At 63.1% G+C, this 15,932-nt stretch carries 13 protein-coding genes; 4 read left to right on the top strand and 9 right to left on the bottom strand.

Features of this window, described 5'->3' with window-relative positions:
- The first annotated feature begins 166 nt into the window (after window positions 1-166).
- Window positions 167-313 (top strand): hypothetical protein, encoded by a 147-nt coding sequence (locus AC3WVQ_RS20720; RefSeq protein WP_156400696.1) that lies wholly within the window; start codon window positions 167-169, stop codon window positions 311-313.
- A 211-nt stretch (window positions 314-524) separates the two neighbouring features.
- Here AC3WVQ_RS20720 and AC3WVQ_RS20715 read toward each other — a convergent pair whose 3' ends face one another.
- Complete coding sequence (locus AC3WVQ_RS20715; RefSeq protein ID WP_159415689.1) at window positions 525-1,007, bottom strand: methyltransferase family protein; 483 nt, start codon at window positions 1,005-1,007, stop codon at window positions 525-527.
- Window positions 1,008-1,180: 173 nt separating this feature from the next.
- Here AC3WVQ_RS20715 and AC3WVQ_RS20710 point away from each other — a divergent pair, with 173 nt between their 5' ends.
- Entirely contained in the window at window positions 1,181-1,606 is a 426-nt protein-coding gene (locus AC3WVQ_RS20710; RefSeq protein WP_060604512.1) for an OsmC family protein, read from the top strand.
- Window positions 1,607-1,673: 67 nt separating this feature from the next.
- Here the strand turns inward: AC3WVQ_RS20710 and AC3WVQ_RS20705 are convergent, their stop codons facing one another.
- The 8 genes from AC3WVQ_RS20705 to AC3WVQ_RS20670 form a co-directional block, all read right to left on the bottom strand.
- Window positions 1,674-2,054: a VOC family protein gene (locus AC3WVQ_RS20705; RefSeq protein WP_112771494.1), complete on the bottom strand. Its 381-nt coding sequence runs from the start codon at window positions 2,052-2,054 to the stop codon at window positions 1,674-1,676.
- A gap of 58 nt (window positions 2,055-2,112) precedes the next feature.
- Window positions 2,113-3,864, bottom strand: a complete 1,752-nt coding sequence (locus AC3WVQ_RS20700) for an adenylate/guanylate cyclase domain-containing protein (protein ID WP_492382953.1) — start codon at window positions 3,862-3,864, stop codon at window positions 2,113-2,115.
- A gap of 122 nt (window positions 3,865-3,986) precedes the next feature.
- The gene (locus tag AC3WVQ_RS20695; protein WP_060604505.1) at window positions 3,987-4,958 is read right to left on the bottom strand and encodes an aldo/keto reductase; all 972 of its coding nucleotides are present in this window, start codon (window positions 4,956-4,958) and stop codon (window positions 3,987-3,989) included.
- A gap of 118 nt (window positions 4,959-5,076) precedes the next feature.
- The gene (locus AC3WVQ_RS20690; protein WP_090297111.1) at window positions 5,077-5,487 is read right to left on the bottom strand and encodes a hypothetical protein; all 411 of its coding nucleotides are present in this window, start codon (window positions 5,485-5,487) and stop codon (window positions 5,077-5,079) included.
- 522 nt (window positions 5,488-6,009) lie between these two features.
- A complete protein-coding gene (locus AC3WVQ_RS20685) occupies window positions 6,010-7,350 on the bottom strand; it encodes an HlyD family type I secretion periplasmic adaptor subunit (RefSeq protein ID WP_034787518.1) in 1,341 nt (446 codons plus the stop codon).
- 6 nt (window positions 7,351-7,356) lie between these two features.
- A complete protein-coding gene (locus AC3WVQ_RS20680) occupies window positions 7,357-9,822 on the bottom strand; it encodes a type I secretion system permease/ATPase (RefSeq protein ID WP_060517687.1) in 2,466 nt (821 codons plus the stop codon).
- Between the two features lie 21 nt (window positions 9,823-9,843).
- Window positions 9,844-11,880, bottom strand: a complete 2,037-nt coding sequence (locus tag AC3WVQ_RS20675) for a type I secretion protein (protein ID WP_244496837.1) — start codon at window positions 11,878-11,880, stop codon at window positions 9,844-9,846.
- 129 nt (window positions 11,881-12,009) lie between these two features.
- Window positions 12,010-13,752, bottom strand: coding sequence for a hypothetical protein (locus AC3WVQ_RS20670; protein WP_060517689.1), 1,743 nt, complete (start codon window positions 13,750-13,752; stop codon window positions 12,010-12,012).
- A gap of 541 nt (window positions 13,753-14,293) precedes the next feature.
- On the opposite strand from AC3WVQ_RS20670, the gene AC3WVQ_RS20665 reads away from it, so the two are divergent.
- Both AC3WVQ_RS20665 and AC3WVQ_RS20660 read left to right on the top strand, forming a co-directional pair.
- A complete protein-coding gene (locus AC3WVQ_RS20665; RefSeq protein WP_051659098.1) occupies window positions 14,294-14,776 on the top strand; it encodes a hypothetical protein in 483 nt (160 codons plus the stop codon).
- A gap of 161 nt (window positions 14,777-14,937) precedes the next feature.
- A complete protein-coding gene (locus AC3WVQ_RS20660; RefSeq protein ID WP_404524547.1) occupies window positions 14,938-15,882 on the top strand; it encodes a DUF817 domain-containing protein in 945 nt (314 codons plus the stop codon).
- Window positions 15,883-15,932: the final 50 nt, after the last annotated feature.

Below are 15,932 nucleotides of genomic sequence, written 5' to 3'. Positions count from 1 at the left end.
CCTGGCGCTAACGATCGCCGTCGACAGGCGATCGCGCGCTTGAGGCGCGGCGCATTGCCATAGGCACACATCGCCACACGCGCTCGATCATACTCCACCGGGCGTGTTAGGTATGGCAGCAACTCGGCAGCCTCTGTCGTGATCATTCAACTGAAAGGTAGAATAAATGCGCGCTACAATCCTGTTGGCAATGGTTCTCGCCCTCGCCGGATGCTCCCAGACCGGCGGCGGCGGCGGTGGCGGTGGCGGCTACGCCGCCGATTATGAAGCTGGTGACGGCGACTACTATCACGGGATCGTAGCGCCGAGATAAGGCCCGACCTTCTGCACGAAAGACCACCTTTCGTGTTCCAGCGGGATGGACGCTCGTTCAAGTCCATCCCGGCAATACCCCCTAGGCACACGCGCAGCCGCCTCGGCTATGATCAATCGAGGGCCTGCCGACTCATCCACCCGAAATCGCGAGTGCTGCGACGCGACGTCCGGACCCGTTTCATCGCCGCGGAGCATGCCGATTTGTGCAATCAGAGCCAGCGCCTGACGCGCGCCTTGTAGACCCGATAGACGTCGCCGAACTTGCGCTCAAGATAGGCCTCCTCGCGCGCCACGACGCCATAGCGGATGACGAAGTAGAAGGGCACCAGTAGGATCAGCAGCCACAGGCTGTCGAAGATGATGGAAAAGCCGATCAGGCCGAGAAACATGCCAGTATAGATCGGGTTGCGGGTGAAGCGGTAGGGACCGGCTTCGACAATCGCCGATGTCGGGCGATGGATCTGGATTTCGGTTCCCGCACGCCTGAAGCTCACCGCCGCCCAGATCAAAAGCGCGAGACCGGCGAGAAAAATGATGCCGCCGACGAGGGCGTCCGGCACGGTCGCGGGCACGAACGGCAACGGGTAGAGCCGGTCGAGCACGAGGCCACCGCCCACCGACATCACCCAGGCGATCGGCGGATGGATCATGGCGCCGGAACGGTCAGGCGCATTTCCCGTCGTCTCGTTCATCAAAACACCTTTGGTCTGGTTTCCGCGCCGTCCGTCCCCGCACCGATGGCGCTGGCTGCCATTTTAGAGGATGCGGGCCATTTGCGAAAACCCTCCAAGACGCTATGTGAACGGAGGATCATCGGCTCTGTCTGGGTCCGTGATCATGCCATGGCTACAACAGGACGAGACACATGAAAGCACGCGTCAAATGGGTGGAAGACCGGACCTTCGTCGGAGAGTCTGGTAGCGGCCACAAAGTCGTATTGGGAACCGCCTTCGGCGAAGAGGGGCGCACCCCGGGACCGAGCCCGATGGAACTGGTGCTGATCGGCACCGGTGGCTGCTCGGCCTATGACGTCGTGCACATTCTGGAGAAGGGCCGCGAGCCGGTGGAAGACTGCGTCGTCGAACTCGACGCCGACCGCGCCGAGACGGAACCGCGCGTCTTCACCCGCATCCACATGCACTTCATCGTCAAGGGACGCGGACTTGCGGTCAACAAGGTCGAGCGCGCCGTTTCGCTCTCGATCGAGAAATACTGCTCGGCCTCGGCCATGCTCGCCAAGACCGCGACGATCACCCACGATTTCGAAGTGGTCGACACCAGCGCCGGCTGAGAGCCCGACCTGGCGCTCGCATCCCCAGCGGTGCGAGCGCATCGACGACCCGCGCGCGCGCGGGTCGCTATCGTCGCGCGGGCTGAAACAGTTCGACAACATTTCCGGAGGGATCGATCAAAAGGATCTGCGCCCCTCCGGGACCGGTGACAATGTCATTGCGGAACATGACGCCGGCACGGCGCAGCCGCTCCACTTCGGCGTTGAGGTCATCGACGAGGAGATGGACGCGGTTCCAGCCGCCCGGCCCCGGCTTCTCGCCGTCCGGCATCGGCCGGCCGGCCGAACTCGTCGGTCCGCTCAGCAGCAGCCGCAGCGCACCGCGCTGCACATCTGCGAAAGCCGGTGCATAGCTCGACAGAAGCGAAAAGCCGAGGTGGGTCGTGTACCAGGCGATCGCCGCCTCGACGTCGTCGACCATGTAGCGGACATTGACTGTTTCCGACATTGCTTTTCCTCCAAGTAAACCCGGCCGGCCGATGCGGCTCCCTCACGCCGTTCCGAACTCACTCCGGCAGTCCGGCCAGCCGCAATCCTTCAACGTAACGCGCAAGCAAGGCCTTATCCCGGTAGGGTGCACGGGAACCGTATCGCTCGATCGAGAATTCCGGATTGAGTTTCAGGAGCTCCGCCGCGGCGCGACGTGCATCCTCAAGGCGCCCGAGTTGCGCGTAGGTCGCCGCCAGCAAACGGTAGGCCGAACCAAGATCGGCCATCTTCTCCAGCAGAGCCAACGCTTCGGTGTACTGGCCGGAGAGATACCTGGCAGCCGCGATGTTCCAGAAATACCAGTCCGGACGACTGGGGTTCAGCCGCAAGGCCAGTTCCCCGATCCTGATCGCGTCCTCCAACAGACCGAGATACCCCAGGGCATCGCAATATTCCGCAAGAAGATCGCAATTGTTCGGCGCCAGTTCGCGCCCACGCTCGTAACAACCGATGGCGCGTTCTGCCTCTCCCCTCCACAAATGGACGACGCCGAGCGCCCAGTGAACATCGGCGTCACAGGGACTGAGCTCCAAAGCCTTGCTTGCCGATGCGAAGGCACTGGCAAGCGTCGCTTCCATGTCGGCACGCTCGTTCCATTTCAGTTTGCGTATATCCAGCCAGGCCAGCCCGAGATATCCGCGGGCGTAGGCTGGATCAGCGTCGACCGCGGCCAGGAACATCTCCTTTGCCCGCCTGACCTCATCCGGTTTCAGGCTTTTTTCAATGTGCCGGCCACGCAGATAGAAATCGTAGGCGCTTGATCCTTTGAGCGGCTCGGCGAGAATCCGGTATCGTTCGGCCTCTTCGATTTTGACATTCAAGGCAGCCGGAATGGAACGGGACAACTCGTCCTGGACATCGAACATGTCGACAAGGTCGAAATCGTATTTCTCCGCCCAGATGTGTTCGCCAGTGGCATTGGTCAGACTGGCAGTGGCATTGGTCAGACTGGCATTGACCCTGACCCGGTCGGCAGCGCGCCTGACGCTGCCTTCGAGCGTGTAGTAGGTTGTGCGTGCCTGAGGTTGCGGCTCGGGACGCGGCAACCGAACGATCACGTTCAAACCGGAGAACCGCGACAATGCCGCGACGACGTCCTGCGTGATGCCGGCCGCGAAATAATCCTCATCGGGATTGCCGCTCAAATTCGCAAAGCGCGACACATAGAGATGCGTCCGGCTCGACTTGACGGGGGGATTTTCCCGTATCTCCTGTGTCGGTGGCGCCATCAGCGCCGCCCCCTCCGATCCGCCGTCGTCGATGACGATATTGTAGATGTGGACGGGGCGGCCGATGTTCTTCAACGCCTGCGCGCCCGTGTCTTCGAAGCGGATGTCCAGGCGACCGCCCAGCGTGTCGTGAACCGAGGCGGAGACGGATATGCCACCCGGCTTGGCGAGGCTCTCGATGCGCGCCGCCACGTTGACGCCGTCACCGTAAACGTCACCGTCTTCAAACAGGATATCGCCGAGATTGATCCCGATGCGAAATTCGATCCGGCGATCCCGCTGCGTACCCGCGTTCCTCGTCTGCATTCCCCGCTGGATCTCGACCGCGCAGAGAACTGCGTCTTCCACGGCACGGAACTCCATCAGCATGCCGTCACCGATGAGCTTGACGATGCGCCCGTGATGCGCGGCGACCGCGACGTCCCACAGCTCCTGCCGATGAGCTATGAGGGTCGCAAGCGTGCCCTTCTCGTCGAGCTCCATCAGCCGACTATAGCCGACCACGTCCGCGGCCATGATGACGGAGAGCTTTTGTTCCATCGGCGCCCCCAGGCTCCAGCACCCCTATGGATAGCATATCCGGACGGGCGAGGCACTGAAGACGCGGCCACGCAGCCGACAGATCCCTGGGAGCGTCGATGACAGGCGGCGAAACGGCGGCTTCAATCCCGATAGAAGTTGCGCCGCCAGCGGTGGGCGGTCAGTTTCGCCCGCTGCGCATCCGGCAGGCCGGCACCGTCGCCGATGGCGCAGTTGCGCTCGACGTTGCGCACCGAACGCATGCCGGGAATGACCGTCGATACGGCCGGGTGGCTGAGAACGAAGCGCAGCGCCGTCTCGGCCAGTGCGTCGGGCTTGATTTCCAGATCCTCGACGATCTTCTGCGTTCGTTCCTCGACCTCGCGCTTGCGCTCGCCCCGGAAGTAGGTTTCCCGGAAGTCACCCTCGGGAAAGACGGTATCGGCGCGGATCTGGCCGGTCAGACCACCTTCGTCGAGCGCCACGCGGACGATGACGCCGACATTGTGCTTCAGGCACGCGGGCAGCAGTTTTTCTTCCGGCGCCTGCTCGAAGATGTTGTAGATCACCTGCACGCTGTCGACGACGCCGGTCTCGATCAGCCGGAGCGCATTGTCCGGCTCGTAGTCGTTGATCGAAACGCCGAAGAAGCGGATCTTGCCGTCGCGCTTCAGCCGCTCGACAGCCTCCAGCCAGTCGCCGCGGCCTACCCACTCGTCCGACCACACATGGAACTGCTGCACGTCGATCGTCTCGACACCGAGATTGCGCAGGCTCGTCTCGGTGCAGGCGATCACGTGGTCGGCCGGGAAGGTCTGCTCGGCCGGGGTGCCGGCGTGCGCCGGCCATTGCATGTTCTTAGGTGGGATCTTGGTGGCGACATGGATCGTCTCCGACCGCTCGCGCAGCAAGGCGCCGATCAGCTTCTCGCTGTGGCCCTGGCCGTAGCCGAGTGCGGTGTCGATGAAATTGAGGCCGAGGTCGACTGCGCGGTTGAGGGCGCGGGCGGACTCGTCGTCGCGCGCGCCCTGCCAATGGCTCTTGCCGATGCCCCAGGCACCGTAACCGATTTCGGAAATGCGCAGGCCCGTACGGCCGAAGGTTCTGTAGTGCATGGCGCTCTCGCTGGCATTGGGGAAGGAGGACGGGATACCGCCGGTTATCTAGGCTTCAGCGATCGACCGTCAACCGGGAAAATGTCACGGCCACGGCGGCTTTGTTGCCTCATACGTCCTAGGCAAGAAACCAGAAGAAAACGGCCGACAGGAAGATGAAGGCGAGCACGAGCCCCATGAACTGCCGCATGCCCTCGCTCGTATTGTCGCCGAGCAAGGCGACCCAGATCGGCCCGCCGCTGCAGTCTTCGTCGCGCATGTCGCGGATGGAAGCCAGCGCATCGCGACCGACCGCCGGACGGCTGTAGTCGTGCGGCGGCGGCTGCCGGTTGCGATGAGGGGCGAGAGATCCCGAAAGATCCGGCGCCACCAGGCCGCCGTCGCCGGCGTCGACCACGGGAGACAACCGTTCCTGCGTCGTCGACCCGTCGCGGGTCGCGTCTCCTGCCCGCAGGCGCCCTGCGCCATGGTGAAACGCCCAGCGCTGTGGTTTCGACTGCGGATCGGATTTCACGTGCCGGATAGACATCACGCACCTCCACAGGCGTAACCGCTAACCGGGCACTTTGGTTCCGTGCGCGGGCATGCATTGTTGATCACGGGGGCGTGGCGTCGACGAATTCGACACTTGAAGGACGCAATTGCCGGCAGCGTCTGCCGAAAAACAAAAGAGCCCGCCGCGGGAGGAGCGGCAGGCTCTCTAAAAATCGATCAGCAGCCTGGGAGGAGGAGTGGCGCTGATCTCGTGAACGATCCATGGGAGGAGGAGATCGTTCACCGCATCGAAGCTCTGCGGGAGGAGATGCATTGCTTCGATGAGGTGAATATACAGGGTTTCTGCCCAAATCGTAGGCGGATTTTGCGCAAGCCAGCTATGCGCTATGCGCGCAGCGCAATACCGGCGCATCGGTCCAGAGCCGCCGCAAATGCGATCGAACGGCCGGTGATGCCGGCGAAACGCGAGTGCTTTCAGGCGACACGCGGGCAGGCGGAAACGGGTTGCACGCCGCCCGTACTCCGACGTCGTAGGCGCTGCTGCCGGGCGAAACCGTCAGTTTTCCATGAAGGCGCGCGCCATGCTGTCGCGGATCGGCTTGGTGAGATAGTCGAAGAAGGTCCGCTCCGCCGTCTGGATCAGAATTTCCGCCGGCATGCCGGGGGTCACGACGAAATTGTGAACTCTTGCAAGCTCGCTTGCCGGAAGGCTGACGCGCGCCAGGTAGACCTCGCGCGTGCCCTCATGCGTCTGCACCGGCAGGGCGTCCGCCGACACGTAGAAGACCTGCCCATTGAGGACCGGCGTCGTGCGCTGGTTCAGCGCGGTCAGCCGCACCGTCGCCTTCTCGCCGACCCGGATATTGTCGACGTCGGTGCGCAGCACCTGCGCCTCGATGATGAGCGGTACATCGGCCGGCAGGATTTCCATGATCGGCTTGCCGCTCTCGATGACGCCGCCGGACGTATGAAAATGCATCCTGATGACCGTGCCGGTCACCGGCGCGTTGATCGTCGCGCGGCGGAGCACATTGGTGGCGCCGCGCAATTGTTCACGCACTGTGTCCAGTTCACCCTCGGCCTTCTGCAATTCGTCGAGCGCAGCCTCTTGGTAGCTCTGTTCGGTCTGGTTGACCTGCTGCTGCTGCTTGAGGATCTGGGACCCGGTCTCCGAGACTTCGGACATCAGACGGCCAATCTGGCCCTCTGCATCGGCGATCGCGCGCTGGATGGTCTTGATCTCCGTCTTGCGGATCAGGTCCTTGGCCAAAAGCGTCTTCTTGCCGATGTATTCCTCCTCGAGCAGGACTCGTTGCTCGCGCACCGATTTCAGCTGCTCCTGAAAACCTTGCGAGCGGAACTCCAGGCTCTCGATATTCCGCTTCAACAGTCCGATATCGCTGTCGAGCTTGCTCCTCCAGGTCTGAAAATTGAGCTCCTGGCTCTGCACGATCGGGACAATCTCAGGATCTTTCTTGACGTGCTCCGTGAGAACCGCGGGCAGCACGATCTGCTTCAAACCGTGCGCCTGCGCGGTCAGCCGGGCGACGATCGCCTCCAGCCGCGCCCAGCGCAGAAAATACTGCCTCTCATTCGCTTGTGCGGCCGTTTCGTCCAGCCGCACCAACGGCTGATCCACGGTTACGCGGTCGCCCTCGCTCACCAGAATATCCTTGATGATCCCGCCTTCGAAGTGCTGGACCACCTTGTTCTGCCCGGTTGCGACAAAGCTGCCCTGGGCGATGATGGCTGCCGCCAGAGGCGCGGTGAAGGCCCAAAGGCCAAAGCCGCCGAAGGTCACGACGATCAGCACCAGGCCGATCATCGTATGCTGCCAGATTGAACGCGGAACCTCTGCGTACCAGGTCAGATCCTGTACTTTGGCCATGTCGCTCATGATCGCCTACGGAAGCTGGTTTTGTTCGAGCGGGTTGCCTTCGGTATTCACCCCACGCGAAGCGAGTGCCTTGAGAACGTCCTGGCGCATGCCGAAGAGCGCCACCGTGCCGTTGACGAGCAGCAGAACCTTGTCGACGCTGTTCAAAAGCGCCGGTCGCTGAGTGATGGTGACAACCGTGATCTTCTCACGCTTGGCATGCGTCAGCGCCCGCGTCAGCGCCGCCTCGCCGGCGGTATCGAGATTGGAGTTGGGCTCGTCGAGCACAACCATGCGCGGGTTGCCGAAGAAGGCGCGGGCAAGGGCGACGCGCTGCTTCTGGCCGCCCGATAGAGGCGAGCCGTCGGCGGCCACCACGGTCTCGTATCCGTGCGGCAGCATGGCGATCATGTCGTGAACATCGGCAAGCTTGGCAGCGGCGTAGATGTCGGCGTCGGTGGCATCCTCGCGCATGCGGGCGATGTTGGCCTTGATCGTGCCGGGAAACAGCTGCACGTCCTGCGGCAGGTAGCCGATGCTTTCGCCGAACTGCCGCTGGTCCCAGTTCCTCAGGTCCATGAGATCCAGCCGGACGTTGCCCGACGTCGGCAGGATGGATCCAACCAGCATCTTGCCGAGCGTCGTCTTGCCGGCACCGGAACTGCCGATCACGGCAAGCGAATCGCCGGGCTCCAGCGCAAAGGTAATTCCGTTGAGCACCACGCGCTTGGTGCCCTGCGGAACGAAAAGCAGGCGCTCGACATCAAGGCGCCCTTCGGGCCGCGGCAGCTTCAACCGTTCGAAATTGAGCGGTGACGTCTTCAGCAGCGCGGAAATGCGCCCATAGGCAGCACGCGACTGGATGACCTGGCTCCATCCCTCGATCGCGCCTTCGATAGGTCCAAGCGCGCGGCCCGCGATGATGGAGGCCGCAATCACCATGCCACCGGTGAGCGAGCCATTGAGGGCGAGATGGGCGCCCCAACCGAGCATCGTCACCTGCGTCAGGAGGCGCACCGCCTTGGACAGCGACGCAAAGGCGATGTTGCGGTCCTGCGCCATCACCTGGGCCTTGAGCGAACCGGCCATGTCCTTGCCCCAGATGTGCACGGCCTCCGGGATCATCGCCAGTGCGTTGATGATCTGGGAGTTGCGCGACATCGAATCGAGGTGAAGGTTGGCCTTGGTCTGGAAATTGGTCGCTTCGCCGAACGCCGCAGCCGTCGCTTTCTGGTTCAACAGCGTAACGATGAGGAGGAGAACGGCTGAGGTGACGACGATTATCCCGAGATGCGGATGGATGAGGAAGACCGCCACCAGAAAGAGCGGCGCGATCGGCGCATCGAGAAACGAAAGCAGCGTGCCGGAGACGAGGAAGGAGCGAAGCTGCTGCAGGTCGCCAAGCGTCTGGTACTCGCGCCCGTTGCTATGCAGGGCGGCTCTCGCTGCCGCGCTCAGGATCGGCGCGCCGAGTTGCGCGGCCACCTCCACGGCGGTGCGCATCAGGATCATGCGGCGAATGGCGTCGAAAACCGACTGCAGCAGCACCGCGCCGACGATGATCGCCGTCAGCATCACCAGCGTGTCGACCGAGCGGCTGGTCAGCACCCGGTCCGAAATCTGGAACAGATAGACAGGGATCGAAAGCACGAGGATGTTGGTGACGATCGTAAACAGCATGACGATCATCAGGTTCTGCCGGATCGCCTTGAGACCAGCGCTGAGGCTCGCCGAAAAATCGACCGGGCCAAGGCGCTTGTGGAACACGCCCCCTCCACCGCCTCCGCCGCCGCCCTTGTCGGACGATCCGCCACCTTTGTCGGGCGACCGCGGCTCGGCCTTGATCGGCCCACGGTCGGCTTCGATCACCACCATGCCCGAAGGCGAATATCTCTCCTTCATCTCCGCGGTCGGCCAGGCAACCGGTTTTCCGACCGGCTTTTCGATGCAGGGTTCCGGCTTTGGTTCCTCCTGCAACGGGCGGCGCTCGACCGTCGCCTCGCCGCGCAGAGCCGGCTCGGGTCTGGCCACGGGCTCGGTCTTTGGAGGCCACGGCCGCGACGTGACGTTGACCGTCTCAGCGGCATCCGCCCGTGGCGTTCCCATCTGTGCGCGTGACGCCTGCGCGACCCCGATCGGTGCGGCCGGTGCAGCAGCGCGCGCCGGTGCGAGGCCGGGTGTCGGACCGGTGATCTGTACCGGCCTTGCGGCAACGCCCGATCCGGGAAGAGGCGAAACGGGTGAAGGGGTCCAGTTGCCATCCTCGCCGGCGCCGTTTGCCGCCACTCTTCTTATTTGGTCCGCCACCCCGTCGATCTCCCTAACAGCACGGTCCAGAACGTGTTCCTGATGATTGAGCTTGCGCAGAAACTGCCGTCGCGCGGCGTCGGCGCCGGATGCTTCCGGCCGTGTTCCGTTTTCCTCCGCACGCGAAGCGGCATCGGCGCCGGTTTCGGCAGACACTGGCCGAGACGGATTGGTGCGGTCGGTCATGACTATCCTCCCGCACTCCCATCAGGCGACCATGCTGTGCATGGGGTCGGCACTGGCCGTATCGATGCCGTGCCCATGGCTCGGCGAGATCTGATCCTGCGGCTGGTGGCCGAAATCCGGAGTGAGCATGTCGTCGCCGAGAAAGACGACCGCTTCGCTGACCAGCGCATCCGGGTTCTGACTACCGAGATAGGGATCGTTCTTGACCAGCTCCGCCTGGATGAGCACCTCGTCCGAATAGGCGCCGCCGCCGGCATAGATCGTCTTGCCCGTATCGACATCGACGATCCCGGCATAGTTCAGCAGAGCATTCGAGCCCGTGGAAATGGTCCAGTCCGCGTCCGGGCGCGCCTCGAGCGCGTTCATCGCCAGCGTCACCTGATCGCTGTCGCCGAGAATGTTGGTCTGCTGGATGTAGTTGAGGCTGATGAGGTCGCCGGAAATGTAGAGCACCCTCAGGCCATTCAGCCCGGCAAAGGCGGGATCATGCAGAAAGTCGTCGCCCGACGGCTTCTTGCCTTCCGACAGATCCTGCAGCGCGGACAGGTAACCGTCCGACATCGGATTGACCGGGCCTGCACTGCCAGCTTCGACGATTCCGGCATAGTTCCAAAGCAGGTTTCCGCCGGTCGAGACCGAACCGGCGCCGCTGGTGTGAAAGCCGCCGACGGCACCGATCAGATCGTTGTCGAGCAGGATGTTCGTCTGCTGGATGATGTTGGCGTCGAAGACGCTGCCGCCGACGAAGATCAGGTCAAAGCGGTATCCGAGCTCCAGCAGCGATATCTGGTTGGCCGCCGTGTTGTCGCCACCGACGATCGAAAGCTTCGAGCCCGAAGCCGCGAGGATCGCCGTGTCCTGGTCCGACATGAAAGTGAACTGCTGGAGCCAGTTGACCATCATCAGGTCGCCCTTGACCTCGGTGATGGCCCAGACCTTGGGGAAGTCGGCGGTGTCGGCATGCGTCGTCTGCGCCGGCTCGACATGTTTGAACATGGCGATGTTGAACGCCTGGGTAGCATGCTGCTCAATATTGTTGCCGCTCAGCGCGGAACTGACGAGGTCGCTGTCATAGTGGGTGTTGACCTGAACGATCGCGTTGAGTTCGACGTGGTCGCCGGCCACCGCCAGCACTTCGGCCTGCAGCCAGTCGCTGGTGATGACGACGGAGTTGACCAGCGTGTTGCTGCCCGCTTCCAGCTCGACCGAAGTGTCGACCGCGACGGCACCCTCGCCATAGGCGATGCCGCCCTCGACTTCGACCCCGTCGTTCGACAGTTCGGGCTCGTCCGGCGCATCGGAAGCCTCGTCCGGGTCCGGCAGGTGATCCTTGAGAACCGGCGCTTCCTCAACGATCACGCCGTTCACATAGATGCCTTCGAGCGTGCTGGCCCTGGCTGAAAAATGGGTGACGCTCAGCCCCCCGGCCTCCGCTTCGCCGCCGGTGGAGAATGCCTCAAGCCTCTCGGCCGTGCCGACAACGAGGCTGGCGATCGCGTCACTGGAGCCGGCGACATCCGTCTCGCCGAGCAGCGAAATACTCTGCGTCGCGTCGATGAGCTCGGCCATCGTCGCGCTGTTGTCGATCTGCAGGCCGGACTTCAGGCCATGCCCGCCGACACTGACGAAATCATTGTCCGAAAGCTCGGCGGTCTGGTTGCTGTAGACCACCACCGAGCCCGGCGGGTTGATGTGCGGCTCGACCACCTGCGAGGCCGATCTCGGCGATGCGCCCTGCAGGAAGGCTTCCGAGCTGGCGCGGCCAAGGGAGCCGCCAAAAATCGGGTATTCGGGGAAGGACACCCCAGCATAGCCGTCCGGTATCGGCATGAAGATGTCCGGTCCGACCGGCTTGTACGGGACGTCGGGGTTGAAGTCGTCGAGATCGTAAGGTGCGTGCACCTTGACCGGCGCAGAAACGAGCTCCTTCGGATCCTTGTGGACGTCGCGATCCGGGTCGAACTTCTCATGGATTTCACGCAGACGCGCCTCTTCGGTAGAGAGTTCGAAGAGACCGATGAAATGGGCAATGGCCTCGGTGATCTTTGCGGAATACAAGGTCAGGCCCTCCTCTTGTCGTCGGCAGTCCCCGCCGGCTTGCCGGGTCGTGCCTGACTGCGCGAGAGCTTCCCGCGCAGTCATTCTCGGGTCGATCCCGCGAGACGCGGATCGACGCCCCCTCACCGATCAGGTGTTGTCGTCGTCGCCGACGGCAGTGGTCGTGTAATCACCACCGACGACCGTCATGTCGATCGTGTTGCCCTGCAGGTTCGCGCCGAGCACGATCTGCTGGTTGAAGGCGTTGGTGTCGATAACTGCGTCTGCCGAAGCCGAGGAGAGCCCTTCGACGAAGCTGTCGTCACCATTGTACGAGCCCCACATGCCGGCGCTGCCACCCGCACCGCCATCACCGTTCGTCGCGAAGCCACCCGCGCCGCCGGCACCGCCGGCACCACCGAGTGCATGGCCACCGTAGGCATCGCCACCGTCGCCGCCGGCTGCCCACGAACCCGTGAGCGCGAGGCCGCCGAGGCCGTGACCACCGGTCGCTGCACCACCGGTACCGTCACCACCGGTCGAGTCACCCGTAGAGCCGCCACCGGCATAGGCATCGCCACCACCGCCGCCGGCACCGCCGACGCCTGCACCGGCGCCGAAGCCAGCACCCGCGCCAAGACCAGCACCCAAAGCGCCGCCGCCGTCGCCGGCATCGCCGGCATCACCACCGTCAGCACTGCCGGTATCGCCAACCGCTACGCTGTTGCCACCGTTGCTGTCGCCACCGTCGCCACCGAGGTTCAGGATTGGAAGGATGAAGCCGCCGGCATCGCCGCCGTCACCTGCATCCGAAGATCCTGCCGGGCCGCTCGTGACGTCGCCACTTGTGCCACCGTTGCCGGCACCATTGCTGCCGCCGTCGCCGCCGGCTGCCGCGCCGACACCAAGGCCGACACCGAGACCGAGGCCGACGCCGAGGCCGGCACCACCTGCACCACCGGCACCGGCTGTCGCCGTACCGCCGTTCGCGTCACCGCTGGAGCTGCCGCCGCCAACGCCAACACTGGCTGCAATGCCGCCAAGGCCGGCACCGCCGGTTGCATCGGCATTGTTGTCTGCGTCGCCGCCATCGCCGTCGCCAGCGCCCGCGAAGCCACCAACGCTATGGCCGCCATCGCCGCCGTCGCCACCGTTGGCATAGGCCTTGCTTCCGCCTTCACCACCGTCTGCGCCGGCCTGAATGCCGTCGCCCGAGCGGGCGTCGCCGGCATTGGCGTTGCCGTTCTGGTTAAGCGTGCCGCTGTTGTTGATGTCAGAGGCGCTGTCGTCATCCGACATGATGGCGTTCTGGCTGAACACGTTGGCAACGTTGCTGTTGCCGTTCATCGAGCCGTTCAGGATGTCCTTGAAGCTCGTGTTCGCCATGCCGTGGATCGAGGAGTTGTCGATATCGGCAAAGTCGTCGTCGGACGGCTTGTAGCCGCTCAGGTCGAGATCGACGTCCACGTCGACGGTCGTCTTGCTGTCGACGTCGACATGGGTGCTGTTTTCGTTGAGGTTGGCATTGAGGTTGGCGTTGCCATTGCCGTTCAGGTTGGCGTTGCCATTGCCGTTCAGGTTGGCATTGCCGTTGCCGTTCAGGTTGCCGTTCCCGTTGGCATTGGCGTTGCCGTTACCATTGAGGTTGCCGTTGCCGTTGAGATTGCCGTTGTAGGACTCGCTGTACTGCGATTGTCCCTGATCCTGGCCCTGACCTTGGTCCTGGCCCTGTCCCTGGTCTTGCCCCTGGCCCTGGCCTTGTCCCTGTCCCTGAAGCTGGCCCTGCAGCTCCGCCTGCAATTGTCCCTGACCCTGGCCCTGTCCTTGTCCCTGGTCTTGATCTTGAGACTGGCTGTCATCCCATGGCCACAGGATATTCTTGTCCTTACTCATGACGATTACCTCGAGTTGAGGCCGCGACAGCCGAGCCGCATTCTTCTCTTACGCGGATTTGGGCCATGCGCGGGCTACGTGTTGGACTTGTTGAACTCAGTAACGGTGTTTTCCTCCGGGCGCCTAGTCGCCCATCTGTCGATACTTTGATCGCTTTTGTTGCCTCTCCCCTTACTTGGTCGAGAGGACCGGAACAGGTTCCCAACTGGGTATTCCATTCGATGCAGAGCTTGCCCAAAGGGGGCCTGAGTGCGTCCTGCTCGCCGGTTGCAGAGGAGACTCTGTCTAAAACCGACACGCATTGTAAGTTGTCAGTTCGGGCTAACCTTCGCGGGCTAGCGACGAGACGCAGAAACCTTCACCCGTGGGCTAGGCAAAATATGGCCGTCACCCGACGGCTGGCCACGCGCCGGAGAGGGCCCGAGCGCCGCATTTCCGGGCCTGCGCGACCATCGTCAGAACGAATTTACTGGACGCAGGAATGCAGTATTCTGACGAGCAGTGGTGTGGCATTTGGCAACCGGCGAGCACTGGAAGGCCCATGGCAAGATTTCACGAAATCCTCCTCTTAATCGGACAACTCAACTACACGTGGACGAATACGGAGAGTTTGCTCATCTACCTCATCGCCGGCCTCGCCCGGGTCGACAAGGAAACCGCGATCGTCATCTTCCTGACGCTGAACACGACGCGGGCCCGCATCGAACTCGTCGAGCGGCTGACCAAGATGGGAAAGACGCCTGCCGCGCAGCGGCAGGAAATTCTTTCGATTACCCAACAGCTTGGCCGGCAGGCAAAACTCCGCAACAAGTACAGCCACTGCATCTATTCCTTCGACGAAACCGGCGATCAGGCGAGCACGCAACTGATGGCGATCTTCGACAGCAAGGACACGATCAAGTACGGCAAGATCGAGCAGATCAACGAGGCGGAGATCGCGCGGATCAACGAGGTGATCGAGCAGCTGCAGGAGGTCAACCGGGAAATCTGGGCGATCGTCGACCGCTACGCCTTCCCGCGCTGATCACCCGCCACGAGCGCAGACGGCGGCATGCCGCAATCCTGCTGCCGCCGCTGGTGGCGGATGCGCGGCAGCCACCTCCACACGGCCCGGTTTCCGGCCATCCACAATTCAACCGCATTGTCAGGCCATCGCAGCAGCGACGGCAAAAGGAGGCGATGCGGATGGTTGGACAACCCGAGGAGAGGCGGTTTACGAGCCTTGAGGTGCGCATCGACGCTGCGGCGCATGGCGTGCTCGACCGGCTTCCGGCAAGCGGCTTCCTTGGCGGCCTGACCGAATTTCTGGTGTTCGGCATCAAGCAGGCCTTCGCCTGCCTCTTCGGCGGCGCGATGCTGGCCCTGATGCTGGCAACGAAATTCTACTGGCCCGAAGGCAGTGGTCTCGCCCGCTACGACTTCCTGTTCCTGAGCGCCATCGCCATCCAGATCTCACTGCTCGTCTTCAAGCTCGAGACCATCGCCGAGGCCAAGGTCATCCTGATCTTCCACGTCGTCGGCACGCTGATGGAAATCTTCAAGACCTCCGTCGGCTCGTGGATCTATCCGGAGCCAAGCTTCTTCCGCATCGGCGGCGTGCCTTTGTTTTCGGGCTTCATGTATGCCGCCGTCGGCTCCTATCTGGCGCGCGTGACCCGCATTCTCGACATGCGCTACAGCAACTATCCGCCGCTCATCGCGACCCTGCTTTTGGCCCTTGCCATCTATGTCAACTTCTTCAGCCACCACTACATCATCGACCTTCGCTACGCGCTGTTCGGATTGACCGCGATCCTCTTCCTTCGCACCACGGTGCATTATCGCGTCTTCCGCTTTCGCCACCGCATGCCGCTGCTCGTGGGCTTCCTGCTGGTCGCCCTCTTCATCTGGTTCGCCGAAAACATCGGCACTTGGTCGCGGGCCTGGATCTATCCCTCGCAGCATGCCGGCTGGACGCTGGTCTCCGTGCAAAAGCTCGGCGCCTGGTATCTGCTGATGATCCTGTCGTTCGTGCTGGTCACGCTCGTGCATCGTCCGCGCGCGGTTGCCGCTCCGGCAGCCGTGGCCGAGAGTACAGCCGTCGAGATGGGCGATGCAGCCATCGCCGGAAAGGGTGTCGGCGCGCGATAGCGCAACCGTACGACGAGAAGGCAGATCGCCCCAGGAGTTGCAAAACGGCG

The organism is Ensifer sp. EB106-05-01-XG146, from assembly GCF_058791875.1.
The sequence above is the reverse complement of the archived record's forward strand: the minus strand, read 5'-3'. Positions and strand labels throughout refer to the sequence as shown.